Here is a 22,175-nt window from a genome sequence, read left to right as displayed (position 1 = left end):
ACCCACGGCACGGCGGGGGCGGATAGAGGCCGCCCGGCTTACCGCCGGGGCGATCCCGTTCGCCTCAGAAGTTCGACAGGCTCGACGCGGCCGCGGCGGCGAAGCGCTCGACCACCAGATCCCACATCGCCCGCGCGGCGTCGGTCTCGCACGCGTCCGCGATCTCCACCCGACTGCCGCCCTGCGCCTTGGAAAACGCGACGGTGACCCGCGACGCCTCGGCCCGGCCCAGCGTCCAGTCGAGCGCCAGCCACGCCGCCCCGCGTTCGACGATCGTGGCCCAGACCGCGTCGGCTCCGTCGTGGCGCAACTCGCGCAGCGCACCGCCCGCCGCGCCTTCCATCACAACGGATTGCGGCAGCGCGCCGTCATGCGCGGAGAGCGACACCTGCGCGACCGGCCACCAGCGCGCGATGTCCTCGCAGAACAGGTGCCGCGCCTCCCCCGGCGTCAGGCGCGTGGTCACCGCCCGGCGCAGGCCCGGCGCCAACGCGTCCGGGGCGCGCGTCTCCGAAAGCCGGCCGAGCCAGTCCACGAGCGCCCCGGCGCCGCCGGGGCGCAGCGCGTAGAGGTTGCGCGTCCCCGAGGGCTCCACGGAGACAAGGCCGGCATCGAGCAGGACGCGGAGATGCTGCGAGACGGCGGGCCGCGAAACGGGAAGCGTTTCCGCGATCCGCCCGACCGAAAGGGCGCCGCCGCGCAGCCGGTCGAGCACCGCACGGCGCGTCGGGTCGGCAAGGGCCGTGAGGATCGCGTGGGGGTCCATGGCCGCGCTTAACTGAGCACGGCGTTCTTCGATATCAAGGCGGCTTGACGGAGGCTACGCGTCCCGCCTGCCCCCGCGTTCACCATCGGCGCCGAGCGACCTTGAAGGCCCCGGCCCCGCCACTTAGGTTCGCCTCCGATGCCCGCCGCGACTGGCGCGATCCGGGCTCGGCAGGCAAGGGAACCCCGATGCGAGATCCAGTCGAACACTTTCAGATGAACCTGGTCCCGATGGTGGTCGAGCAGACCAGCCGTGGCGAACGCGCCTACGACATCTTCAGCCGCCTGCTGAAGGAGCGGATCATCTTCGTGAACGGCCCCGTCCACGACGGGATGAGCCAGCTCGTGGTGGCGCAGCTCCTCCATCTCGAGGCGGAGAATCCGACCAAGGAAATCTCGATGTACATCAATTCCCCCGGCGGCAGCGTCGTGTCGGGGATGTCGATCTACGACACGATGCAGTACATCCGCCCGGCCGTCTCCACGCTGGTCTGCGGGCTCGCCGCGTCGATGGGCTCGGTGATCGCGGTCGGCGGCGAGAAGGGCCTTCGCTTCTCGCTCCCGAACTCCTCGTTCCTGGTCCACCAGCCCTCCGGCGGGTTCCAGGGCACGGCGGAGGACATCCTGATCTCCGCCCGCTCCATCGAGGCCACGCGGGAGCGGATGTACAAGCTCTACATGCACCATACCGGGCAGGATTACGAAACGGTCCGCCGCGCGCTCGACCGCGACAAGTGGATGACCCCGCAGGAAGCCAAGGACTGGGGCCATGTCGACCAGATCGTCGAGAACCGGAACGACGCCAAGTCCGAGGGAAGCGCCTGAGCTTCCGGGCTTCGGCCCGTTGCCTCGCGCGGTTCCCCGTGCGAGGGGAGCGCGCGGGTGCGACAGCGGGTGTTGCGCCGGTGCCGATTTTGGCATTGTGACCCCAGAACGATCCGCCTAGGCTTCTGGGCATATCGGTAATCAGCGGCGGGGCGGGGTGGCCTCGCGGTCGGCGGTCCAGACGAGACGACCGGACCAAGGAGGCGAGATGGCCAATAATTCCAATTCCGGCGACAGCAAGAACACGCTGTATTGCAGTTTCTGCGGCAAGTCCCAGCACGAGGTCCGCAAGTTGATCGCGGGCCCGACGGTGTTCATCTGCGACGAATGCGTCGAGCTCTGCATGGACATCATCCGCGAGGAGACCAAGGCGCAGGGGCTCAAGTCCAGCGACGGCACGCCGACGCCGCGCGAGATCTGCCAGGTGCTCGACGATTACGTGATCGGGCAGGAGCATGCCAAGCGCGTCCTCTCGGTGGCGGTGCACAACCATTACAAGCGGCTCGACCATGCCGGGAAATCCGACATCGAGCTCGCCAAGTCGAACATCCTGCTGATCGGGCCGACGGGCTGCGGCAAGACGCTGCTGGCGCAGACGCTGGCGCGGATCATCGACGTGCCCTTCACCATGGCCGACGCGACCACGCTGACGGAAGCCGGCTATGTGGGCGAGGATGTGGAGAACATCATCCTCAAGCTCCTCCAGGCCAGCGAGTACAACGTGGAGCGGGCGCAGCGCGGCATCGTCTATATCGACGAGGTCGACAAGATCACGCGCAAGTCCGACAACCCCTCGATCACCCGCGACGTGTCGGGCGAAGGCGTGCAGCAGGCGCTCCTGAAGATCATGGAGGGCACGGTCGCCTCCGTTCCTCCGCAGGGCGGGCGCAAGCATCCCCAGCAGGAGTTCCTGCAGGTCGACACGACCAACATCCTGTTCGTCTGCGGCGGCGCCTTCGCCGGGCTCGACAAGATCATCGCGCAGCGGAACAAGGGCTCCTCGATGGGCTTCGGCGCCGATGTCAAGGCCCCCGATGAGAAGACGGTGGGCGAGGCCTTCAAGGAGCTCGAGCCCGAGGATCTGCTGAAGTTCGGCCTGATCCCCGAATTCGTCGGCCGCCTGCCCGTGATCGCCACGCTCGAGGATCTCGACGAGGGGGCGCTGGTGACGATCCTGACGCAGCCCAAGAACGCGCTCGTCAAGCAGTACCAGCGGCTCTTCGAGCTCGAGGACGTGCAGCTGACCTTTACCGATGACGCGCTGAACGGCATCGCCAAGCGCGCCATCGAGCGCAAGACCGGCGCGCGCGGCCTGCGCTCGATCATGGAGGACATCCTGCTCGACACGATGTTCGACCTGCCCGGCCTCGACACCGTGGAGGAGGTCGTCGTCAACGAGGAGGCCGTCCGCCGCGAGGTGAAGCCCCTGCTGATCCATTCCGACGAAAAGGCGAAGGACACGGCCACGGCCTGACCTTTCGGGCGGGCCCCTTCGGGGGTCCGCCGCCAACCACCGTTCGCACCCCTCGGGCCAGATCCCGGACCTCGTCGGAAACGGTGGTCGGAAGCGCCTCGGCCTGGCGCGGAAGCACCGCACGGAACGACGGATCCGTGTCCGGGCGGTCGCAATCCGGAACCGGCCCCGCCCCGTCAGGGTCTGCTCGACCTCCGAAATGACCCGGACGCGGCAGCTCTCCGTATTCCGGGCAGAGGAGGCGATCCGCCGCGACGTCGAAATCCGCGAGGACGGCCTTGGCCATGTGCGCGCGCCCTCCCGGAAGACGAACGTGTCGGCATCGCCGCCGATCATGCGGTTGCCCGTGTTGCCACGGACCAGCACGTGTGCTCCGGAGCGAAGCGAAACACGCGATGCAGCGGCAGGTAACGGGGCGGAGACGACCTTGACGCAGGATGCTTCCGCGGCAGAACGACCGCCTATCCGCGATGCGCAGCCGCTGCCGGGCCCCGGCGGGATCCGGGTCGCGGCATCCGGCGTGACGGCGCCGGAGCGCGGGGTGATCCGCGGCCTCGCGAACGGGCGCGCGACGGTCGGCGCGCTCGTTCGGTGCGGGCGCGCCCCGCCCGGGCCGTCCCTGCGACGCTCCTCCGACCGCGACGCCGGCGCCGCGCCCGGACGAGGCCCGAGAACACGACGCATGTCCCCCGGGCGCATCCCGGAAGCGCGCATCCCACGCCATCGTGCACCGACGCATGCTTTGCCCCTGCGTATCGCTTGTTTATACGCGTTTTGACCCAAGACCGAATCCGGAGGCCGCCGCCCATGCTTCGCCCGCTGATCGCCGCCCTGCTCCTCGCGCAGCCGACCCTGGCGCAGGAATTCCAGACGCAGGCCGGCTCCGCCATCGTGGTCGACCACAACACCGGTCAGGTGCTTCTGTCGAAGAACGCCGACGTGCCGCTTCCGCCCGCCTCCATGTCCAAGCTGATGACGCTCAACATGGTGTTCGAGGCGCTGGAGGACGGCCGGCTCACGCTCGACACCGAACTGCCGGTGAGCGAGCACGCGGCGAGCTACGGCGGCTCGACGATGTTCCTCGACCCGCGCGACCGGGTGTCGGTGGAGGATCTGATCCGCGGCGTGGTGGTCCTGTCGGGCAACGACGCGACCGCCGTGCTGGCCGAGGCGATCTCCCCCGACGGGACCGAGGCCGGCTTCTCGCAGATGATGTCGGAGCGGGCGCGCGAGCTCGGCATGCGGAACTCGATGTTCCGCAACTCGAACGGCTGGCCGGCCCCGGGCCACGTCATGTCGATGTCCGACCTCGCGATCCTGGCCGAACGGCTGATCACCGAGTTTCCGCAATACTACACCTACTTCGCGGAAACCGAGTTCGATTTCGACGGCCGCTCGCCCGCGAATCGCTTCAACCGCAACCCGCTCCTGACGCTCGGCATCGGCGCGGACGGGCTGAAGACCGGCCACACGCAGGAGGCGGGCTACGGTCTCGTCGGCTCCGCCGTGCAGGGCGACCGGCGCGTGACCTTCGTGTTGTCGGGAATGGAGAGCGAGGCGGCCCGCGCCGAGGAGAGCGAGCGCCTCGCGAACTGGGCGTTCCGGCAATTCGCGGAGGAGCGCGTGCTGCAGGACGGCCCGGTGATGGAGGCGCGGGTCTTCATGGGCGAGCGCGACAGCGTGCCGCTCGTCCCCGAGGGCGACGTGACGCTGCTTTTGCCGGTCACGGGACGACAGACGGTGACGGGCGAGATCGCCTATGACGGCCCCGTGGAGGCGCCGGTCGCGGCAGGCACGCGGCTCGCCACGCTGACGCTGAGCCATCCGGGGATCGCGTCGCTGGACGTGCCGCTCGTCGCCGGGGCCGACGTGCCCCGCGCGGGACCGCTGCGGCGCGTCCAGATCGCCGGCACGCGGGTCGCGGGCGAGCTTCTGGGCTCCGCGCTGGCGCGCTTCGAGTAGGGGCGCCGCGCGCGGCGGGGATATCGGAGAGGCAAGGACGAACGCGCCGGGCGTTTGCCTCCCGCCTCCCCGGTGCTAGGGCTGCGCTCATGTTCATTTCCCTCGAAGGCATCGACGGTTCCGGCAAGTCCACGCAGGCGCGGCGTCTCGCCGAAACGCTGCGGGCGCGCGGGCGCGAGGTCGTGCTCACCCGCGAGCCGGGCGGCAGCGCAGGGGCGGAGGCGGTCCGGCGGCTTCTGGTCGAGGGCGAGACCGACCGCTGGTCGCCGGAAACCGAGCTCCTCCTCTTCAACGCGGCGCGGCGCGACCATCTGGAGCGGACGATCCGCCCGGCGCTCGCGCGGGGCGCCTGGGTCGTCTCCGACCGTTTCGCTGATTCCACGCGCGTCTATCAGGGCGCGACGCGCGGCGACCTGCGCGACCTCGTGGACCGGCTGCATGCGCTCGTGATCGGGCAGGAGCCGGACCGGACCTTCGTGATCGACATGGACCCGCGCGCGGCGCTCGATCGCGGACTCGCGCGCGGTTCGGGCGAGGATCGGTTCGAGGGGTTCGGCCTCGCCTTTCAGGAAACGCTTCGCGCCGGGTTCCTCGCGCTGGCGAAGGACTTCCCCGAACGCATCCGCGTGATCGACGGCGCGGGCGACGCGGACGCCGTGGCCGCGCGTATCGAGGCCGCCCTGTGAGCGAGGCGATCGAGCCCGATCGCCTGCTCGACGCCCCGCACCCGCGGGAAACGCCGCGACTCTTCGGGCAGGCCATGGCGGAGGCGGCGTTCCTCGACGCATGGAACACCGGGCGGCTGCATCACGGCTGGCTGCTGACCGGACCGCGGGGCGTGGGCAAGGCGACGTTCGCCTGGCGCATCGCGCGGTTCCTGCTCGCCGAACCGCCGGCGCGGGCCGGCAGTCTCGATCCCCCGCCCGGCCATTCCGCCCTCGCCCGGATCCGGGCGCTGTCGGATCCGGGCCTGATGCTTCTGCGCCGGCCCTGGGACGAAAAGGCCAAGCGGCTTCGCGCCGAGATCACGGTGGAGGAGGCGCGCCGGCTCGGCGGGTTCTTCGCGCTCTCGTCGCAGGGCCGGCGCGTGGTGATCGTCGATGCGGCGGACGACCTGAACCGCAACGCGGCCAACGCGATCCTGAAAGTGCTCGAGGAGCCGCCCGCCGGCGCGACGCTCCTTCTCGTCGCGCATCAGCCGGCGCGGCTCTTGCCGACGATCCGCTCGCGCTGCCGGGTGCTCCGCCTCGCGCCGCTCGGGCCCGCGGATCTGGAGGCGGCGGTGGTGCAGGCGGGCGCGCCGGCCGCCGCGGCCTCGGCGCTGGCGGAAGGCTCGGTCGGCGCGGCGCTGGCGCTCGCCGAGGGCGGCGCGGCCGTCTACGAGGCGCTGCTCGATCTTTTCTCGGGCGGCCCGATGGACCGGCGCCGGGCACGCGCCATGGCGGATGCCTGCGCCGGACGGGCGGGGACGGAGGCGCTCGACGCGACGCTTGCGGCGATCGACCGGCTGCTGCACCGCGCGGCGCGGGCCGGGCTGCTCGGTCCGCCCGAGGATGCGCCGGAGGCGGAGGCCCGCGTGCTGCGCCGGCTCGCGCCCCACGACGCGGCGGCGCGCGGTTGGGCGCAGCTGTCCCAGGACGTGTCGGACCGCGTCGCCCATGCCCGCGCGGTGAACGTGGACGCGGCCGCGATGGTCTGGGACGCGCTTGCCCGGATCGAGGCGCAGGCACGCCGCGTCTGATCGGCTTGCGCGCCCTGGTCCCGCCCGCTACCCCGCGCGGCATGGAGCCTCGCATCACCGACAGCCACTGTCATCTCGACTTCCCGCAATTCGCCGATGAGCTGCCCGCGATCCGCGCCCGCGCCGCCGGGGCCGGGGTGCACCGGATGGTCACGATCTGCACCAGGCTGCGCGCGGCGCCCGCGATCCGCGCCCTGTCGGAAACGCTCGAGGGCGTGTTCTGGGCCGCCGGCACCCACCCGATGAGCGCCGCGGAGGAGCCGATGGCCTCGGTCGAGGAGCTCTGCGCGCTGGCCGAGCATCCCCGGATGGTGGGGATCGGGGAGACCGGGCTCGACTACCACTATACCGCCGACACCATGGCCGTGCAGCAGGAAAGCCTGCGCATCCACGTCGAAGCGGCGCGGCGGACCGGCCTGCCCCTCATCGTCCATGCGCGGGACGCCGACGACGACATGGCGCGCATCCTGGGCGAGGAACATCGGGCCGGGCCCTATTCTTGCGTCATGCATTGCTTCAGCTCCGGTCGCGCGCTGGCCGAGGCCGCGCTCGATCTGGGCTTCTACCTCTCGATGTCGGGGATCGCGGCCTTTCCGCGGTCGGGCGAACTGCGCGACATCTTCGCGGCCGCCCCGCTCGAGCGCATCCTCGTGGAGACGGACGCGCCCTATCTGGCGCCGCCGCCGCACCGGGGAAAGCGCAACGAACCGGCCTTCGCCGCCCATACGGCGCGAAAGGGCGCGGAGGTGTTCGGCATGGACTACGCCGATTTCGCCGCCGCGACGGAGGCGAATTTCGAGCGGCTTTTCACCAGGGCCGCCTGATCGCGGACGCCAGTCCCCCCGGCACGGGTTCGCCCTGCGGACGCCGCGTGCGGCCGCGATGCCGGTGGCGATCTCCCGCCCCCGTCGAACAGGACGTGGAGGTCGTGCCCCCATCGCGCGGACCTGCCCGTCGGGCAGATCTTCGAAGCGCAGAACTGGGCCACCGGGTCGCAATCCGTCGCGATCCCCCGGATCGCCCCGGGCGGCACGATGTAGCGATGGGTGAACGCGACCCGCGCCACGGGCCGCGTTCCTCAGACCATCGCGAAGATGCGCGCCGGCCCGCCGGTGCCACGGCGGTGCTTGGGCGCCCCGACGACGAGGGTGGCGCCGGCGGCCGGCACGGCGTCGAGCCCGGCCACGCATTCGATCCCGTAGCGCCCGGCGGGAAGCCAGGCGTAGTGCGTCGCGAAATCCTGCGACGGCCCGTGATCGAGCGACAGCGTATCCACCGCGATCGCCCCGGCGAGGCTTTGCAGCAGCATGTCCGTCGCCTCCGGGTGGAAGCCAGGGAAATGCATCACCCCGTCGGCATCGGCGTTGCGGAAGCCGTCGCCGTCGACCTTCTCCGCCCAGCCCGACAGCATCGCCACGCAGGCGCGGTCGGGAAACTCGCCGTTGGCCGCGATCCAGGCTTCGAGATCGTCCGGCGTGACCTGCGCGTCCGGATCCGCCGCCGCCTTCTCCCGGATGTCGATCACGCAGAGCGGGCATACGAGGCTCGCCACCGGCAACTCGTCCACCGACTGGCCGTCCTCGGAGAAATGCAGCGGCGCGTCGATATGGGTGCCGGTATGCTCGTCGATGGTCAGATCGTAGAGGTTGTAGCCGTCGGCGGCGAAGTCGTACTTCTTCGTCATCGCGAAGCCCGGCACGCCGGGAAAGGTCGGAAAGTCCTCCGACAGGGTGTGGGTCATGTCATGGACGGCGATCCCGGCCTGCGCGCGGGCCGGAGCGGTCATCGCCCCGGTGGCGAGGCCCGCCGCGCCCACGGCAAGCGCGCCGCGCATCAGGTCGCGGCGGCTCGGCCCCCGCTCGGCGAGCATCCGCTCCCGGACCCGGTTCATCACGCAGATGTCGCACATGGCACGCCCCCTCCCATTCAGTTGAGGCAGGCTGGGGGCGGGCCGGCCGTTCTGTCAAGCCGCCGGTCGGGCGAACGCCGTCAGCGGCGCGACAGGCGGCGTGAATTGGCGCGCGTCGCCTGCCCGATGGGCGTCAGCGCCAGGCCATAGGCCTGCGCCGGGGTCTTGCCCGCCATGAGCGCGCCCATCGCCGCGATCCCGGACTGGGCGAAGGCGGTCTGCTTCTCGGTCACCATGCGGGTATTCTCGCCGGGCGCGGCGGTCATGACACCGGCCATGCCCATCATTCGGAGCCCGATCACGGTCTGCGCCTCGATCAGCATCTGGGCGGTCCGCATCTGCAGGCGCATCAATTCCATCATTCTCTCTCTCCAACCGTCGGTTCGGGCACTCAAGGCGATCGCGCGCCCCGCGACAAGAGGAACGCTGCGGCGCAGCATCCGGTTCAACGCGCGGGCTCTGGTCAAGCGGACGCGGCCCCGATACCTCTCTCCGCCATGGAACGCCTCACGATCCGCCGCCCCGACGACTGGCACCTGCACCTGCGCGACGGCGACATGCTGCGCCTCGTCGCCCCCGAAAGCCGCGATTTCGGCCGCGCCGTCATCATGCCGAACCTCGTGCCGCCCGTGGCGACCGGCGACGACGCCCGCGCCTATCGCGACCGGATCGTCGCGGCGGGGTTCGCGCGGCCGTTGATGACGCTCTACCTGACGGAGGGAACCGATCCGGCCGATCTGGTGCGCGCCCACGCGGAGGGCGTGATCCACGCGGTGAAGCTCTACCCCGCCGGGGCCACGACGAACTCCGCCTCGGGCGTGCGCGACATCGAAGCCGTGCGCCCCGTCCTCGCCGCGATGGAGGAAGCCGGCGTGCCGCTCTGCCTCCACGGCGAGGTGACGGAGGCGTCGGTCGACATCTTCGACCGGGAGGCCGCGTTCCTCGACCGCGTGCTGACGCCGCTGCGCGCCGCGCATCCGGGGCTGAAGCTGACGCTCGAACACGTCACCACGAAGGACGCGGTGGAGTGGGTGCGCGCGCATCCGGGCGTCGGCGCCACGATCACCGCGCAGCACCTCGCCTCGAATCGCAACGACATGCTCGCAGGCGGGATGCGGCCGCATTTCTACTGCCTGCCGATCCTGAAGCGGCGGACGCATCAGGAGGCGCTCCGCGCCGCCGCGACCTCCGGGCCGGGATCGTTCTTCCTCGGCACCGATTCCGCGCCGCATCCGCTGCACGCCAAGGAAGCCGGCTGTTGCGCCGCCGGGTGCTTCACCGCGCCCCACGCCCTGCCCCTCTACGCGCAGGTCTTCGAGGAGGAGGACGCGCTCGACCGGATGGAGGCCTTCGCCGCGCTCAACGGCCCCGCGCATTACGGGCTCGCGCCGAACGAGGACACGGTGACGCTGGTCCGGGGCGAGCCGGCGGCCTGGCCCGAACGGATCGCGGGGCACGGCCATCAGGTGACGCTCTTCGATCCCGGCTGGCCGCTCCGCTGGCGGGTCGAGGCGCGCGAAGGTTGACGGATCGTTGACCGGGTGAACAGGACGTGAACCGTATTTAGGAAACGTTATCCCCCCTGCGGAAACCGAGGAGGCCGCCGATGATTCCCACCAGCCACCCCCCCGCGGAGGAGATCGCCCGCCTCGCCGCCCGTGCCCTTCTCGAGGTGCGGGCCGTGCATTTCAACGCGCGCGCGCCCTTCACGCTCGCCTCCGGCCTGCCCTCCCCGACCTATATCGATTGCCGCAAGCTGATCTCCTATCCCCGGCTCCGCGCGACGCTGATGGACTTCCTCGCCGTCACCGTGATGCGCGAGGCGGGGTTCGAGGCGTTCGACAACGTCGCCGGCGGCGAGACGGCGGGCATCCCCTTCGCCGCGTTCATGGCCGAGCGGCTGGCCCTGCCGATGAGCTACGTGCGCAAGAAGCCCAAGGGCTACGGCCGCAACGCCCGGATCGAGGGAAACATGGCGGCGGGGGAGCGGGTGCTGCTGGTGGAAGACATGACCACGGATGGCGGCTCCAAGCTTTCCTTCGTGGACGCGATCCGCGAGACGGGCGCCACCTGCGCGCATACGGCGGTGATCTTCAGCTACGGCATCTTTCCCGAGATCACCCGCACGCTCGGCGATCACGGCGTCGCGCTGCACAGCTTGTGCACCTGGTGGGACGTGCTGGCCGAAGCCAGGGCGCAGGGGCATTTCGACGCGGAAACGCTGGCCGGCGTCGAGGATTTCCTGCACGATCCCCGCGCGTGGCAGGACGCGCGGAAAGGCTGAAACCCGCCGATGCGATGTCAATGGGTTCCGATGCGACCTTCGCGCGCGGCGAGATTTCCACAGGCCGCCCCCGTTGTTTGACCGCGACCCGAGGCGTATGACGCGCAAACGGGCAGAAACGGGCAGCGGGGCAGAGATGAACACGTTCATTCGCATGGATCAGGTCGGACCGGCCGGCGAGGCCACGCCGCAGCTGCCCCATAATATCGAGGCCGAGCAGCAGCTTCTGGGCGCGCTCCTGTCGGACAACGACCTCTACGACCGTGCCGCCTCCGTCGTGCGGCGGGAGCATTTCTACGACCCCGTCCATGCCCGCATCTTCGAGATCTGCGCGGCGCAGATCCAGAAGCGGGCGCTCGCCTCGCCGGTCACGCTCAAGACCTTTCTCGAACACGACGAGGGGCTGAAGGCCCTGGGCGGCCCGTCCTACCTCGTCACGCTCGCCGCCTCCGCCGTCGCCGCATACGCGGTGAAGGACTACGCGCAGATGATCTACGACCTCGCCATCCGGCGGGAGCTGATGGCCCTCGGCCACGACATCGCCGCGCAGGCGAGCGACGTGAACGTGGAGCTGGAGCCCACCGACCAGATCGTCGCGGCCGAGGCGAAGCTCTACGCGCTGGCCGAACAGGGCAAGACCGAGTCGGGCTTCCAGTCCTTCCTGTCGGCCATCCGCCAGGCGGTGGACGTGGCCAACGCCGCCTATCAGCGCGACGGCGGGCTGGCCGGCATCTCCACGGGGCTCGTCGATCTCGACCGCAAGCTCGGCGGGCTGCACCGCTCGGACCTGCTGATCCTCGCCGGGCGTCCCTCCATGGGGAAGACCTCGCTCGCCACAAACATCGCCTTCAACGTCGCCAAGGCGTTCCGCGAGGGCAAGACCTATGACGGGCGCGACGGTGCCGCCGAGGGGGGCGTGGTGGGCTTCTACTCGCTCGAGATGTCCGCCGAGCAGCTTGCCGCGCGTGTGCTCTCGGAAGCTGCGGAGGTGCCCAGCGAGCAGATCCGCAAGGGCGACATGACCGAGGCCGAGTTCCGCCGCTTCGTCGAGGCGGCCAAAGCGCTGGAGAAATGCCCGCTCTATATCGACGACACGCCCGCCCTGCCCATCGCGCAGCTGGCCGCCCGCGCCCGGCGGCAGAAGCGGGTCCACGGGCTCGACCTCCTGATCGTGGACTACCTGCAGCTCGTCCGCGCGCCGGGCAGCGGCGACAACCGGGTGAACGAGGTCTCCGCGATCACGCAGGGCCTGAAGGCCATCGCCAAGGAGCTCGACATCCCCGTCATCGCGCTTTCCCAGCTCTCCCGCCAGGTGGAAAGCCGCGAGGACAAGCGCCCGCAGCTTTCGGACCTGCGGGAATCCGGCTCGATCGAGCAGGACGCCGACGTGGTGATGTTCGTCTACCGCGAGGAATACTACAAGGAACGCGAAAAGCCGGGTGACCACCAGCTCGACAAGATGGCCGAATGGCAGGCCGCGATGGAGGCGGTGCACGGCAAGGCCGAGGTCGTCATCGGCAAACAGCGCCACGGCCCCATCGGCACGGTCGAGCTTGCCTTCGAGGGCCGCTTCACCCGCTTCTCCGACCTCGCCCGGCCCTGGCAGGAACGTGGCTGACGGCGCTTGACGCCCCCCGCCCTCCGACCGCATCAGGGCCCCGACATGGCCACCGGAACACTCCATATCGATCTCGAGGCGATCGCCGCGAACTGGCGCGCGCTCGACGCGATGTCCGGAGCGACCTGCGAGACCGGGGCCTGCGTCAAGGCGGACGGCTACGGGCTCGGGCTGACGCAGGTGGCGCGGCGGCTTTCCGAGGCGGGGTGCCGCGCCTATTTCACGGCGAGTGCCGCCGAGGGGCTGGATCTGCGCCGCGCCCTCGGGCCGGAGCCCCGGATCCACGTCTTCTATGGCCACATGGCGGGCGACACGGCCACGATCGGGAACGCCGGCCTCGTGCCGATGCTGTCCTCGATCGCGCAGCTGACCCGGCATCTCGAGTCGCTGCCGCGGCATCCCTTCGGGATCCAACTCGACACCGGCATGAACCGGCTCGGACTGAAGATGGCGGAATGGGCCGCGGTGGCCGAGATCACGCTCGCCGCCGGCCCGGTCCTCGTCATGTCGCATCTTTCCGACGCCGAGGATCCGGATTGCACGCGCAATGCGGCGCAGCTTGCGCGCTTCCACGAGATGACCGACGGGATCGACGTGCCGCGCAGCCTCGCCGCGACCGGCGGCACGCTTCTCGGTCCGGACTACCATTTCGACATGACGCGGCCGGGGATCGGCCTTTACGGCGGGCTTCCCTTCGCCCGGGCCGAACCGGTCGTGGCGCTCGACCTGCCGGTGATCGCCTGCTTCGACGTCGAGGCGGGCGAAAGCGTGGGCTACAACGCCGCCTGGACCGCGCCCGCGCCGACGCGGATCGCCACGGTCGCGGGGGGCTATGGCGACGGACTATTGCGGGCGCTGCAGCCGGGCCTCGAGGTCATGGCCGGCCCCGTGCCCTGCCCGGTCGTCGGACGGGTGTCGATGGACACGCTCACGATCGATATCGGCCATCTCGACGCCGATCCGGACCGTCTGACTCTGCTCGACGCGCATCGGGGCGTGGACGGGCTCGCCGGGGCGGCGGGAACGATCGGCTACGAGATGCTGACCGCGCTCGGCGCGCGATACGAGCGCAAATACCGCGGCCTGCGCCCGATCGGTTAGCGCTATATAAACAATTGTGCACGTCTACTTCCGGCAGATCACGCTTTGCCCGGAGCACGTGCCATGTTCGCCGATCCCTGTCCCGCCACGCCCCGCATCCCGCGGCCGCTTCGTCCCTCCGGCCGGAAGGACGCCCGCGCATGATCCCGCCCCGTTCGCTCGACCTCGCGACGAGCCTCCTGCAGCAGGTCACGACGGCCCTGCTCGTCGCCACGGCTCTTGGCCTGTCGGTCCTCACCGCCGGTGCGGCGGCGGGGCTCCTGCCGTGGCCCGAGCTCGCCCTTTCGGTGGGCGGCACGCCCGTGCCACGGGCCGGCATGTTCGTGCAGATCGCGCTGACCGGCTTCGTCCTCGTGCTGCTGGGCTACCTGCCCTCGGTCGGACGCGTGCGGCGGCTGGAGCTTACGAACCGCGACTTCAGGATGTCGATGGACGACGTGACCCGCGCCTACGCCCTGGTTCACGCCGCCGACCGCGAGGGCGCGTTCGGGCTGAGCCGGGAGTTCGACGCGATGCGCGACCGGATCGAATGGATGCGCGCCCATCCCGATCTCGCCGAGCTCGAGCCCGACGTGCTTCAGGTCGCCGCGCAGATGTCGGTGGAAAGCCGCGACCTCGCGCAGGTCTACGGTCGCGAAAAGGTCGAGCGCGCGCGCGAGTTCCTTCGGCAGCGCCAGCACGAGGTCGAGGAATACCGCCAGCGGATCGTCTTGGCGCAGGTCAACGTGGCCGAGATCAAGCGGTGGACCCACGCCGTCGATATCGAGGAGGCGCTGGCCGAGCAACAGCTCGACCGTCTGCGCCGGGATCTGGGCGAGATCACCGACTCGCTCGGGCTGACGGGGCCGGACCGCAAGCGCAAGGTCATCGGCTTGCCCCGCAACCGCCGCGACCCGGGTCGGGATACGGCGGCGACACCGGCGGAATGAACGCGCCGCGCGTTTCCCCCGCCGGGGAACGGACGGCACGTTTGCCGGCTTCGGCCAGCCCTTCACCGGCGGGCTCGTCGTGGTGAAAGTTACGGTCAACGACGTCGTCGTCTATCCAGGCACGATCTCCGGGGGTTGCAACGGCCTTTTCGAGACGCTCACCGCAATCGCCAGCGTGGGAGCGCAGGGCGAGGGCTTCGCGTTCGCCCTCGACGGCATCCACGACACGCCGCGCTTCGTCGACACGACAACCCTCTCCCGGTCGCGAGCCTTCGACGTGTCCAGCATCTAGGTCGGGTCGGACCCGTCCCCCGTGCCGCTTCCGGCCGGCCCGGGCGTCCTGGGCTCCGTGCGCCGTCGCACGGCTGCGTGACGGACAAGCCCGTTCGGAACACGGGCCCTGCCTCGGCGAGGTCCGTCTCGTATCTGCCCGGCTCCGGCGCCTGACGCCTTGCCCTCCGGGGCAAACGTGACCAAATCGGGAACATGGCCAAACCCGTCACCCAATTCGTCTGTTCCGAATGCGGCGCCGTCCACAAGAAATGGACCGGGCGTTGCGATGCCTGCGGCGCGTGGAACACCATCCAGGAGGAGGTGCCCCTCGCCTCCGGCCCGTCGAAGCGCGCGCTCGGCGGAGCGAAGGGGCGGCGCATGGCGCTGACCGATCTCGCCACGGAGGAGACGCCGCCGCCGCGCACGCTGTCGGGCATGGACGAGCTCGACCGGGTGCTGGGCGGCGGGCTCGTCCCCGCGTCCGCCACGCTGGTGGGCGGCGATCCGGGGATCGGCAAATCCACCCTGCTCCTGCAGGCCGCCGCGGCCTTCGCGGGGGCCGGCCACAAGGTCGTCTACGTCTCGGGCGAGGAGGCGACGGCGCAGGTGCGGATGCGTGCGCAGCGGCTGGGCCTCGGCCGCTCGGCCGTCCGGCTCGCGGCGGAGACGAACCTGCGCGACGTGATCACCACGCTCGAGGCGGAGGCGCCCGACCTCGTCGTGATCGACTCGATCCAGACGATGTGGGTGGACACGGTCGAGAGCGCGCCGGGATCGGTCGCGCAGGTCCGCGCCAGCGCGCACGAACTCACCACCTTCGCCAAGCGGCGCGGCACCTCCGTCATCCTCGTGGGTCACGTCACCAAGGAAGGGCAGATCGCGGGCCCCCGCGTGGTGGAGCACATGGTGGACACCGTTCTTTATTTCGAGGGCGAGCGCGGGCACCAGTTCCGCATCCTGCGCGCCGTCAAGAACCGCTTCGGCCCGGCCGACGAGATCGGCGTGTTCGAGATGACCGGCGGCGGGCTCGCCGAGGTGGCGAATCCCTCGGCCCTGTTCCTCGGCGACCGGGAAAGCCCCGCGCCGGGTTCGGTCGTCTTCGCCGGGATCGAGGGGACGCGGCCGCTTCTCGTGGAGATACAGGCCCTCGTCGCGCCGTCTGGCCTCGCGCAGCCCCGCCGTGCCGTGGTCGGTTGGGACGGGGGGCGGCTGTCGATGATCCTGGCCGTTCTGGAGGCGCGCACCGGGATCGGCTTCGGCGGGCTCGACGTCTACCTCAACGTGGCTGGCGGCATCCGGGTGAGCGAACCCGCGGCGGATCTCGCCGTGGCCTGCGCGCTCCTGTCGGCGCGGGAGGACTCGGGCGTGCCGCCCGATACCGTGATCTTCGGCGAGCTGTCGCTTTCGGGGGCGCTGCGCCCGGTGGCCCAGGCCGAAAACCGGTTGAAAGAAGCCGCCAAACTTGGTTTTACCGCCGCGATGGCCCCGAAGGGCTGCAAGACCGGGGATGCGGGTGGCATGAAGCTGCGCCTGCTGCCCGATCTGCAGACGCTGGTGGGTGAAGTCTTCGGCGCGGGCTGACGCGGCACGAGGCATCCCGGACGAGGACGGACATGGACGGTTTCACCATCGTGGACGGCGTGGTCGCGGCCGTGATCGTGATCTCCGCGATCCTGGCCTATTCGCGCGGGCTGGTGCGCGAGCTGATGGCGATCCTGGGTTGGGTCGCCGCGGCGATCCTGGCCTTCACCTTCGCCGGCGCGGCGGAGCCGCTGGTGAAGGAAATCCCCTATCTCGGCGACATTCTGGGCGAGAGCTGCGAACTTGCCGTGCTGGCCGCCTTCGCCGTCGTCTTCGCCCTGTCCCTCGTCGTCGTGAGCTTCTTCACCCCGCTCCTGTCGGGGGCCGTGCGCGGTTCCGTTCTCGGTCCCGTCGATCAGGGGCTCGGCTTCCTGTTCGGCGTGCTGCGCGGGTTGATCCTCGTCGCGGTGGCCTTCGTGGTTTACGACCGGGTCACCGTCGGACAGGGCATGCCGGTGGTCGAGAACAGCCGGTCCGCCAATGTCTTCGCGCGCGGCAAGGCCCGGATCGAGGCGCAGATTCCCGCCGACGCGCCGGGCTGGATCCTGACCCGCTACGAAGCGCTGGTCGGCGATTGCGGTGCGCCCGCCGCATCGGCGGAGGCGACCCTGCCACCGGGCTGAGGCGGTCCGGGCGGCCCCGCCAGCCTTTGGCAGTACGATCTTGCACGGAACAAATCCCCGGCGGAAAGGCCCGGCGACGAACCGGGCCTTTCGTCGTGAACGGTGTCGATCAGGCCGCGGCGCGCTTGCGGCGGCGCAGCGCGGCCAGGGCGCCGAGCCCGGTCACGAGACCCAGCCCCGCGGCCGGAAGCGGCACCGGCGAGGGTGCCGGTGTGTCGGGGTTCAGGCCGTACTTGATGCTGTCGCCGTTGCTCGTCTCCTGCGCGCGGACGGCGAAGTTCGAGAAGTCGGCCAGATCGACGCCGGCGATGTCGAAGACGACGCTCGCGACGTTGTTCTTGCCGCCGCCCTGCTCGCCGATGCGGACGATATAGTCGAACACGGTGTCGCCGGTGCCGCCCGCGCCGTTAAAGTTGCAGCCGTTTCCGCACGTCCCCTGGCTGCCGGTGTTGTTGCCGAAGAGCTTGACGTTCGGCACGTTCGGCTTGGTCGAGGTGGAGGTGAAGCTCACGAGCCCGATCATGCTCTGCATGACGCTCGACCCCGCGAAGTCGAAGCCGAGGCCGAGGAAATCGGCGAAGCCCTGCGCGGCGGAGAGCGAGAAGCGCACCGAGCCGGCCTCAGCCGCGTCGTCGAGCACGAGGCGGACCTGCGGGTTGGTCTCTGCGGTGGTGTAGCTCATCGTCGCGGCGGACGCGGTGCCGGCCATCAGGAGCGAGCCCAGAACGAGCCCGGTAATATTGCTGAACATATGTAATCTCTTGATCAAATCGCCCCGGAACCTTCCGGCACGTCCCGACATATACGATTTGATGAGAACGACTAGCGACCGGTGCGGAAACGATCCGTCCGGACGGCCTGGTTAATATCCCCGTCACCATTCGTGACAGGCCGGTGACATCGCCGCGCCGCGGCACTATGTCTGCGCCCAACGCTTCCGGATAGACAGGACGTCGCATCCATGACCGTTTGGCGCAGCACCCCGTTCGATCCGCTCGACGACGACAAGCTCCGCGAGGAATGCGGCGTATTCGGCGTCACCGGCGTCTCCTCCGCCGCCAACTTCACCGCGCTCGGCCTCCACGCGCTGCAGCACCGGGGTCAGGAGGCCGGAGGCATCGTCGTCCACGACCCCGAACACGGGTTCAACTCGGTGCGCCGGTTCGGCTACGTGCGCGACAACTTCACCACGCAGGACGTGATGGACACCCTGCCCGGCCCGATCGGCATTGGCCATGTGCGCTACTCCACCTCCGGTTCCAAGGGCGCCACGGCGATCCGCGACGTGCAGCCCTTCTTCGGGGAATTCGCGATGGGCGGCGCGGCGATCGCGCATAACGGCAACATCACCAACGCCGACGCGCTTCGCCGGGAGTTGATCGAACGCGGCTCGATCTTCCAGTCGTCGTCGGATTCGGAATGCATCATCCACCTGATGGCGCGCAGCCTGCAGAAGAGCATCCCCGAGCGGATGAAGGATGCGTTGCGCCGGGTGGAGGGCGCGTTCTCCATCGTCGCCATGACGCGCACCAAGCTCATGGGCGTGCGCGATCCGCTCGGCGTGCGGCCGCTGGTGCTGGGCCAGATCGACGCGGCCGAAGGCGGCGGCTGGGTGCTCGCCTCCGAGACCTGCGCGCTCGACATCATCGGCGCGGAGTTCCTGCGCGAGGTCGAGCCGGGCGAGATGGTGGTGATCGAGAACGACAAGCTCACCTCGCACCGCCCGTTCGAGCCGAAGCGCCCGCGCGCCTGCATCTTCGAGCACGTCTATTTCAGCCGCCCCGATTCGATCCTCGGCGGGCGGTCGATCTATTCCACGCGGGAGGCGATCGGGCGGGAGCTCGCGGTCGAGGCGCCGGTGGACGCCGACCTCGTCTGCCCGGTGCCCGATTCCGGCACGCCGGCGGCGATCGGCTACTCCCTCCAGTCGGGCATTCCCTACGCGATGGGAATCATCCGCAACCAGTATATGGGGCGGACCTTCATCGAGCCGACGGAATCCATCCGCAACATGGGCGTGCGGTTGAAGCTCAACGTCAACCGGGCGCTGGTCCGCGGCAAGCGGATCATCCTCGTCGACGACAGCGTGGTGCGCGGCACGACGAGCCGGAAGATCAAGGAGATGATCCTCGATGCCGGCGCGGCCGAGGTCCATTTCCGCATCGCCTCGCCGCCCACGGCCTGGCCCTGCTTCTACGGGGTCGACACGCCGCAGCGCGAGAAGCTCCTCGCCGCGACCATGACGGAGGAGGAGATGCGCAGCCATCTGGGCGTCGACTCGCTCCGCTTCATCACGCTCGACGGTCTTTACCGCGCCGTGGGGGAGGCGAAGGGCCGGGATCCGGACGCGCCGCAATATTGCGATGCCTGCTTCTCGGGCGAGTATCCGGTGGAACCGGCCGACCAGATGGAAAAGGGCTTCCAGCTCAAGGCAGCGGAATAGGCGCGCGCGCCGGCAATCGTCGCCGGAACAGCGTGACCCGTTCGGCCCCGCGTTCCGAAACGTCATGCCTCTATCGCTGAGACGGTGCCGCCCGCGGGTGGAGTGAAGCCCCTGCCCCCGTTCCGGCATCACGCCTTCGGCGCGCCGGGATCACCTGGGGGCTGCCCGGCGTTGCGGCCGGGCAAGAGATTGTCGCGGGGATTCGGTTGTCAGCCGGCCATGCGGGTGGCCGGGGCGTAGCCGGGGGCTTCCCGCCCCCGACCCCGTTCAGCGCCGCGCGAGCCGGCGCGCCAAGCCGCAATGCAGCAGCGCGGCCAGCACCGCCTTCACCGCATCCGCCAGCAGGAAGGGCAGCGCGAAGGCCGAGACGATCGCCGGCACGGAAAGAGCGGTCCATCCCGCGTCGATGCCCGTCGCGGCGGCGAGCCCGGCGGGCCAGGCGAGCCCCGGCAGGTAGATCATCGCCGAGAGGGCGAGCGTCACCAGCGACAGCTTCACCGGCCCGGTGATGCCCCGCTCGACCGCGCGTCCGGCCAGCCAGGCCATCGCCACGAACCCTGCGAGGAACCCCGCGGTCGGACCGGCGAAGGCGGCGCCGTTGCTGAAGTTCGCGAGCACCGGCAGGCCCATCAGCGCCTCGCCGTACCAGGCCAGCACCGTCAGCACCCCGAGCCGCGAACCGAAGGTGAGCCCGATGGAAAGCACCGCGAGCGTCTGCAGCGTCATCGGAACCGGGTAAAAGGGCACCGTCACCTGCGCGGCGAGCGTCAGGACGCCTGTCCCGGCGAGGACCATTGCGGCCTTCCGGGCCGGCGTCAGGTTGCCTGCGGCCATCGTCATCGTGGGGGCCATGTCGTCTCCTTGGAGCTGTCGGATTGTCGAAGGTATCATCCGGATCGGATACGGCGCTTCATCCGTCCCGGCTGGGGGTCTGTCAATCTTGAACCCGGGGCGCGGGCGTGCCAACGGGGCGATCATGACAGACAATCCCTCCTCCGCGCCGAAGCTGGCGCTCGTCACCGGCGCCTCCCGCGGGCTCGGCGCGGCCATGGCCGAACGGCTGGGCGGCGCGGGCTGGCATGTCGTCGCCGTCGCGCGCACCCAGGGCGGGCTCGAGGAACTCGACGACCGCATCCAGGCGGCAGGCGGTCAGGCGACGCTCGCGCCGATGGACGTGACCGATGCCGGCGCGATGCAGCATCTGTGCCGCGGCATCCACGACCGCTGGGGCGCGCTTCCGCTCTGGGTTCACGCCGCGATCCATGCGCCGCCGCTGGCGCCCGCGCCGATGGCGGACGAGCGAGATTTCGCGACGTCGCTTGCCACGAACGTCACCGCGTTCCAGCGGCTCGTGACCTATGTCGCGCCGCTCCTGCGCGCGGCGGACGGCGGCGATGCGGTGTTCTTCGACGACGACCGCCCGGCGAAGTTCGCAGGGGCCTATCTCGCGACCAAGGCCGCGCAACGGGCGCTGGTGGAGGCCTGGCGCGCGGAGGCGACGACACCCGACGCGCCGCGCATCCACCTGCTGACGCCGCGCCCGATGCCGACGGCGCTTCGGGGACGCTTCCATCCCGGCGAGGACCGCACCGCCCTGACCCCGTGCCGGGCGGAGGCGGAGCGGCTTCTGGGCAAGGCGGGTCTGCTCTGACGGCTTTGTCGGCGGGGCGGCGACCGGGACGCGGTGCGCCGCAGGCGTCTCGCCGGGACGCCGTTTTCGCGGACTGACGGAAGCGCCGGCCCGTATACGACCCGCGCCCCGAACGGCATCGGCTGCCTTCGAGACACCGCCTGGAGGCACGCCGGGCAGCCTCGCAACCTCACAATCCCGTTCGCCCCTCAGCCCTTCAGCTGTGCGCCGTATTCGCGGGCCTTGGCCGCCAGCTCCTCCGCCCGGCTGGCGAGGCCGTCGACACGGGCGATGGCCGCGTTCGGGATCGCCTCGCGGACTTCCGGGGGCCGGGCCTTCATGCTGGCGATCGCCTGCTCCTGTTCGGCCAGGCGCCGGTCCATGACCTTGAGCTCCTCCTCGGCGGAGATCGCCTTGTCGGCGAGCATCAGCCCCGCCATCAGCAGCATCCGCTCCTGCGTGAGCCGCGTGCCGGACGCGACCAGCACCTTGGCCTCCCGGTTGAGCATCTCGGCGGCGGCGGACAGGTAGGTCTCCTCCCCGTCCTGGCAGGCGACGGTGAACTGGCGGCCACCGATCTCGATGGTCATGTCAGGCATGTTCGGTCTCCAGCATCGGTTCGAGCTCCGCGAGGAGCGCTTTCATTTCGGCGAGATCCTGCGCGCGCGCCGCCTTCAGTTCCTCGAGCTGACCATGGAGCCGCTCGATCTCCGTCGTGTCGCCGAACTCGCGGATCCGCTCCTCCGCCGCGTCGGCCCGCGTTTCGGCGGCCTTCAGCGCGTCGTCGCGGGCCGCGCCTTCGCTCTCGAGCGCGGCGATGCGATCCTGCGCCTCGCCGAGTTCGCCCCGCGTCGCGTCGAGCGCCGCCGCGCTGTCGGCCGCTTCCGCCGCCGCCGCCCGCATCTCCTCGAGCGCGCCGCCCGCCGCGCCGAGCGCCGCCTCGAGCCGCGCCAGCCGCGCCTCCAGCTCCGCCGGGTCCGAACCCTGTTCCGCCATGTGCCGCTCCCTCTTGGTGGG

Annotated in this window: 23 protein-coding genes; 16 read left to right on the top strand and 7 right to left on the bottom strand. The window is 70.4% G+C overall.

From position 1 onward, the window contains the following. Positions 1-64: 64 nt before the first annotated feature. Positions 65-766 carry a metalloregulator ArsR/SmtB family transcription factor gene (locus Q1B08_RS11730; protein WP_299818696.1) on the bottom strand — a complete coding sequence of 234 codons (702 nt, stop codon included), beginning with the start codon at positions 764-766 and terminating at the stop codon, positions 65-67. A 188-nt stretch (positions 767-954) separates the two neighbouring features. Between Q1B08_RS11730 and Q1B08_RS11725 the strand changes: the two genes are divergently transcribed. The 6 genes from Q1B08_RS11725 to Q1B08_RS11700 all read left to right on the top strand — a co-directional run bounded on the left by Q1B08_RS11725 (position 955) and on the right by Q1B08_RS11700 (position 7,591). Continuing rightward, the gene (locus Q1B08_RS11725; protein WP_299818693.1) at positions 955-1,590 is read left to right on the top strand and encodes an ATP-dependent Clp protease proteolytic subunit; all 636 of its coding nucleotides are present in this window, start codon (positions 955-957) and stop codon (positions 1,588-1,590) included. A 208-nt stretch (positions 1,591-1,798) separates the two neighbouring features. After that, positions 1,799-3,064, top strand: a complete 1,266-nt coding sequence (gene clpX / locus Q1B08_RS11720) for an ATP-dependent Clp protease ATP-binding subunit ClpX (protein ID WP_299818691.1) — start codon at positions 1,799-1,801, stop codon at positions 3,062-3,064. Between the two features lie 807 nt (positions 3,065-3,871). After that, a complete protein-coding gene (locus tag Q1B08_RS11715) occupies positions 3,872-5,026 on the top strand; it encodes a D-alanyl-D-alanine carboxypeptidase family protein (protein WP_299818688.1) in 1,155 nt (384 codons plus the stop codon). 89 nt (positions 5,027-5,115) lie between these two features. After that, entirely contained in the window at positions 5,116-5,712 is a 597-nt protein-coding gene (gene tmk, locus Q1B08_RS11710) for a dTMP kinase (RefSeq protein ID WP_299818685.1), read from the top strand. Beyond that, complete coding sequence (locus tag Q1B08_RS11705) at positions 5,709-6,767, top strand: DNA polymerase III subunit delta' (protein ID WP_299818683.1); 1,059 nt, start codon at positions 5,709-5,711, stop codon at positions 6,765-6,767. Before tmk ends, Q1B08_RS11705 begins: the two co-directional genes overlap by 4 nt. Before the next feature lie 41 nt (positions 6,768-6,808). Continuing rightward, on the top strand, positions 6,809-7,591 hold the full coding sequence (locus Q1B08_RS11700; RefSeq protein ID WP_299818680.1) for a TatD family hydrolase: 783 nt from the start codon (positions 6,809-6,811) through the stop codon (positions 7,589-7,591). Positions 7,592-7,845: 254 nt separating this feature from the next. Here the strand turns inward: Q1B08_RS11700 and Q1B08_RS11695 are convergent, their stop codons facing one another. Next, entirely contained in the window at positions 7,846-8,676 is an 831-nt protein-coding gene (locus Q1B08_RS11695; protein ID WP_299818677.1) for a cyclase family protein, read from the bottom strand. A gap of 80 nt (positions 8,677-8,756) precedes the next feature. Beyond that, positions 8,757-9,038 (bottom strand): antifreeze protein, encoded by a 282-nt coding sequence (locus tag Q1B08_RS11690; protein ID WP_299818674.1) that lies wholly within the window; start codon positions 9,036-9,038, stop codon positions 8,757-8,759. Between the two features lie 135 nt (positions 9,039-9,173). On the opposite strand from Q1B08_RS11690, the gene pyrC reads away from it, so the two are divergent. The 8 genes from pyrC to Q1B08_RS11650 all read left to right on the top strand — a co-directional run bounded on the left by pyrC (position 9,174) and on the right by Q1B08_RS11650 (position 17,085). Further along, the gene (pyrC, locus tag Q1B08_RS11685; RefSeq protein WP_299818671.1) at positions 9,174-10,202 is read left to right on the top strand and encodes a dihydroorotase; all 1,029 of its coding nucleotides are present in this window, start codon (positions 9,174-9,176) and stop codon (positions 10,200-10,202) included. 80 nt (positions 10,203-10,282) lie between these two features. Further along, complete coding sequence (locus Q1B08_RS11680; RefSeq protein ID WP_299818669.1) at positions 10,283-10,960, top strand: orotate phosphoribosyltransferase; 678 nt, start codon at positions 10,283-10,285, stop codon at positions 10,958-10,960. A gap of 154 nt (positions 10,961-11,114) precedes the next feature. Next, complete coding sequence (locus Q1B08_RS11675; protein ID WP_299818729.1) at positions 11,115-12,578, top strand: replicative DNA helicase; 1,464 nt, start codon at positions 11,115-11,117, stop codon at positions 12,576-12,578. Between the two features lie 45 nt (positions 12,579-12,623). After that, positions 12,624-13,679 (top strand): alanine racemase, encoded by a 1,056-nt coding sequence (gene alr, locus Q1B08_RS11670; RefSeq protein WP_299818666.1) that lies wholly within the window; start codon positions 12,624-12,626, stop codon positions 13,677-13,679. A gap of 140 nt (positions 13,680-13,819) precedes the next feature. After that, complete coding sequence (locus tag Q1B08_RS11665; RefSeq protein ID WP_299818663.1) at positions 13,820-14,608, top strand: DNA repair protein; 789 nt, start codon at positions 13,820-13,822, stop codon at positions 14,606-14,608. A gap of 79 nt (positions 14,609-14,687) precedes the next feature. Next, complete coding sequence (locus tag Q1B08_RS11660) at positions 14,688-14,900, top strand: hypothetical protein (protein ID WP_299818660.1); 213 nt, start codon at positions 14,688-14,690, stop codon at positions 14,898-14,900. 194 nt (positions 14,901-15,094) lie between these two features. Next, positions 15,095-16,462, top strand: a complete 1,368-nt coding sequence (gene radA, locus Q1B08_RS11655; RefSeq protein ID WP_299818657.1) for a DNA repair protein RadA — start codon at positions 15,095-15,097, stop codon at positions 16,460-16,462. Positions 16,463-16,494: 32 nt separating this feature from the next. Further along, positions 16,495-17,085, top strand: a complete 591-nt coding sequence (locus tag Q1B08_RS11650) for a CvpA family protein (protein ID WP_299818654.1) — start codon at positions 16,495-16,497, stop codon at positions 17,083-17,085. A 109-nt stretch (positions 17,086-17,194) separates the two neighbouring features. Here Q1B08_RS11650 and Q1B08_RS11645 read toward each other — a convergent pair whose 3' ends face one another. After that, complete coding sequence (locus tag Q1B08_RS11645) at positions 17,195-17,836, bottom strand: VPLPA-CTERM sorting domain-containing protein (protein ID WP_299818651.1); 642 nt, start codon at positions 17,834-17,836, stop codon at positions 17,195-17,197. Positions 17,837-18,046: 210 nt separating this feature from the next. Between Q1B08_RS11645 and purF the strand changes: the two genes are divergently transcribed. Next, entirely contained in the window at positions 18,047-19,528 is a 1,482-nt protein-coding gene (purF, locus tag Q1B08_RS11640; protein ID WP_299818648.1) for an amidophosphoribosyltransferase, read from the top strand. Between the two features lie 267 nt (positions 19,529-19,795). On the opposite strand, the gene Q1B08_RS11635 is transcribed toward purF, so the two are convergent. Further along, a complete protein-coding gene (locus tag Q1B08_RS11635; RefSeq protein ID WP_299818645.1) occupies positions 19,796-20,380 on the bottom strand; it encodes a biotin transporter BioY in 585 nt (194 codons plus the stop codon). 124 nt (positions 20,381-20,504) lie between these two features. Between Q1B08_RS11635 and Q1B08_RS11630 the strand changes: the two genes are divergently transcribed. Beyond that, positions 20,505-21,179 (top strand): SDR family oxidoreductase, encoded by a 675-nt coding sequence (locus Q1B08_RS11630; RefSeq protein ID WP_299818642.1) that lies wholly within the window; start codon positions 20,505-20,507, stop codon positions 21,177-21,179. Between the two features lie 188 nt (positions 21,180-21,367). Here Q1B08_RS11630 and Q1B08_RS11625 read toward each other — a convergent pair whose 3' ends face one another. Both Q1B08_RS11625 and Q1B08_RS11620 read right to left on the bottom strand, forming a co-directional pair. Further along, positions 21,368-21,757, bottom strand: a complete 390-nt coding sequence (locus Q1B08_RS11625) for a cell division protein ZapA (RefSeq protein ID WP_299818639.1) — start codon at positions 21,755-21,757, stop codon at positions 21,368-21,370. Then, positions 21,750-22,154, bottom strand: coding sequence for a hypothetical protein (locus Q1B08_RS11620; RefSeq protein ID WP_299818636.1), 405 nt, complete (start codon positions 22,152-22,154; stop codon positions 21,750-21,752). Before Q1B08_RS11620 ends, Q1B08_RS11625 begins: the two co-directional genes overlap by 8 nt. Positions 22,155-22,175: the final 21 nt, after the last annotated feature.

This window comes from uncultured Jannaschia sp., assembly GCF_947494025.1.
Taxonomy (GTDB): Bacteria; Pseudomonadota; Alphaproteobacteria; order Rhodobacterales; family Rhodobacteraceae; genus Jannaschia.
This window is presented reverse-complemented; position numbering and strand designations above follow the sequence as displayed.

What these genes read in the sequence shown, in the direction of transcription:
- Q1B08_RS11730 (WP_299818696.1), bottom strand. Translation starts at nt 766, where the DNA reads ATGGACCCCCACGCGATCCTCACGGCCCTTGCCGACCCGACGCGCCGT.
- Q1B08_RS11725 (WP_299818693.1), top strand. Translation starts at nt 955, where the DNA reads ATGCGAGATCCAGTCGAACACTTTCAGATGAACCTGGTCCCGATGGTG.
- clpX (WP_299818691.1), top strand. Translation starts at nt 1,799, where the DNA reads ATGGCCAATAATTCCAATTCCGGCGACAGCAAGAACACGCTGTATTGC.
- Q1B08_RS11715 (WP_299818688.1), top strand. Translation starts at nt 3,872, where the DNA reads ATGCTTCGCCCGCTGATCGCCGCCCTGCTCCTCGCGCAGCCGACCCTG.
- tmk (WP_299818685.1), top strand. Translation starts at nt 5,116, where the DNA reads ATGTTCATTTCCCTCGAAGGCATCGACGGTTCCGGCAAGTCCACGCAG.
- Q1B08_RS11700 (WP_299818680.1), top strand. Translation starts at nt 6,809, where the DNA reads ATGGAGCCTCGCATCACCGACAGCCACTGTCATCTCGACTTCCCGCAA.
- Q1B08_RS11695 (WP_299818677.1), bottom strand. Translation starts at nt 8,676, where the DNA reads ATGTGCGACATCTGCGTGATGAACCGGGTCCGGGAGCGGATGCTCGCC.
- Q1B08_RS11690 (WP_299818674.1), bottom strand. Translation starts at nt 9,038, where the DNA reads ATGATGGAATTGATGCGCCTGCAGATGCGGACCGCCCAGATGCTGATC.
- pyrC (WP_299818671.1), top strand. Translation starts at nt 9,174, where the DNA reads ATGGAACGCCTCACGATCCGCCGCCCCGACGACTGGCACCTGCACCTG.
- Q1B08_RS11680 (WP_299818669.1), top strand. Translation starts at nt 10,283, where the DNA reads ATGATTCCCACCAGCCACCCCCCCGCGGAGGAGATCGCCCGCCTCGCC.
- Q1B08_RS11675 (WP_299818729.1), top strand. Translation starts at nt 11,115, where the DNA reads ATGGATCAGGTCGGACCGGCCGGCGAGGCCACGCCGCAGCTGCCCCAT.
- alr (WP_299818666.1), top strand. Translation starts at nt 12,624, where the DNA reads ATGGCCACCGGAACACTCCATATCGATCTCGAGGCGATCGCCGCGAAC.
- Q1B08_RS11665 (WP_299818663.1), top strand. Translation starts at nt 13,820, where the DNA reads ATGATCCCGCCCCGTTCGCTCGACCTCGCGACGAGCCTCCTGCAGCAG.
- radA (WP_299818657.1), top strand. Translation starts at nt 15,095, where the DNA reads ATGGCCAAACCCGTCACCCAATTCGTCTGTTCCGAATGCGGCGCCGTC.
- Q1B08_RS11650 (WP_299818654.1), top strand. Translation starts at nt 16,495, where the DNA reads ATGGACGGTTTCACCATCGTGGACGGCGTGGTCGCGGCCGTGATCGTG.
- Q1B08_RS11645 (WP_299818651.1), bottom strand. Translation starts at nt 17,836, where the DNA reads ATGTTCAGCAATATTACCGGGCTCGTTCTGGGCTCGCTCCTGATGGCC.
- purF (WP_299818648.1), top strand. Translation starts at nt 18,047, where the DNA reads ATGACCGTTTGGCGCAGCACCCCGTTCGATCCGCTCGACGACGACAAG.
- Q1B08_RS11635 (WP_299818645.1), bottom strand. Translation starts at nt 20,380, where the DNA reads ATGGCCCCCACGATGACGATGGCCGCAGGCAACCTGACGCCGGCCCGG.
- Q1B08_RS11630 (WP_299818642.1), top strand. Translation starts at nt 20,505, where the DNA reads ATGACAGACAATCCCTCCTCCGCGCCGAAGCTGGCGCTCGTCACCGGC.
- Q1B08_RS11625 (WP_299818639.1), bottom strand. Translation starts at nt 21,757, where the DNA reads ATGCCTGACATGACCATCGAGATCGGTGGCCGCCAGTTCACCGTCGCC.
- Q1B08_RS11620 (WP_299818636.1), bottom strand. Translation starts at nt 22,154, where the DNA reads ATGGCGGAACAGGGTTCGGACCCGGCGGAGCTGGAGGCGCGGCTGGCG.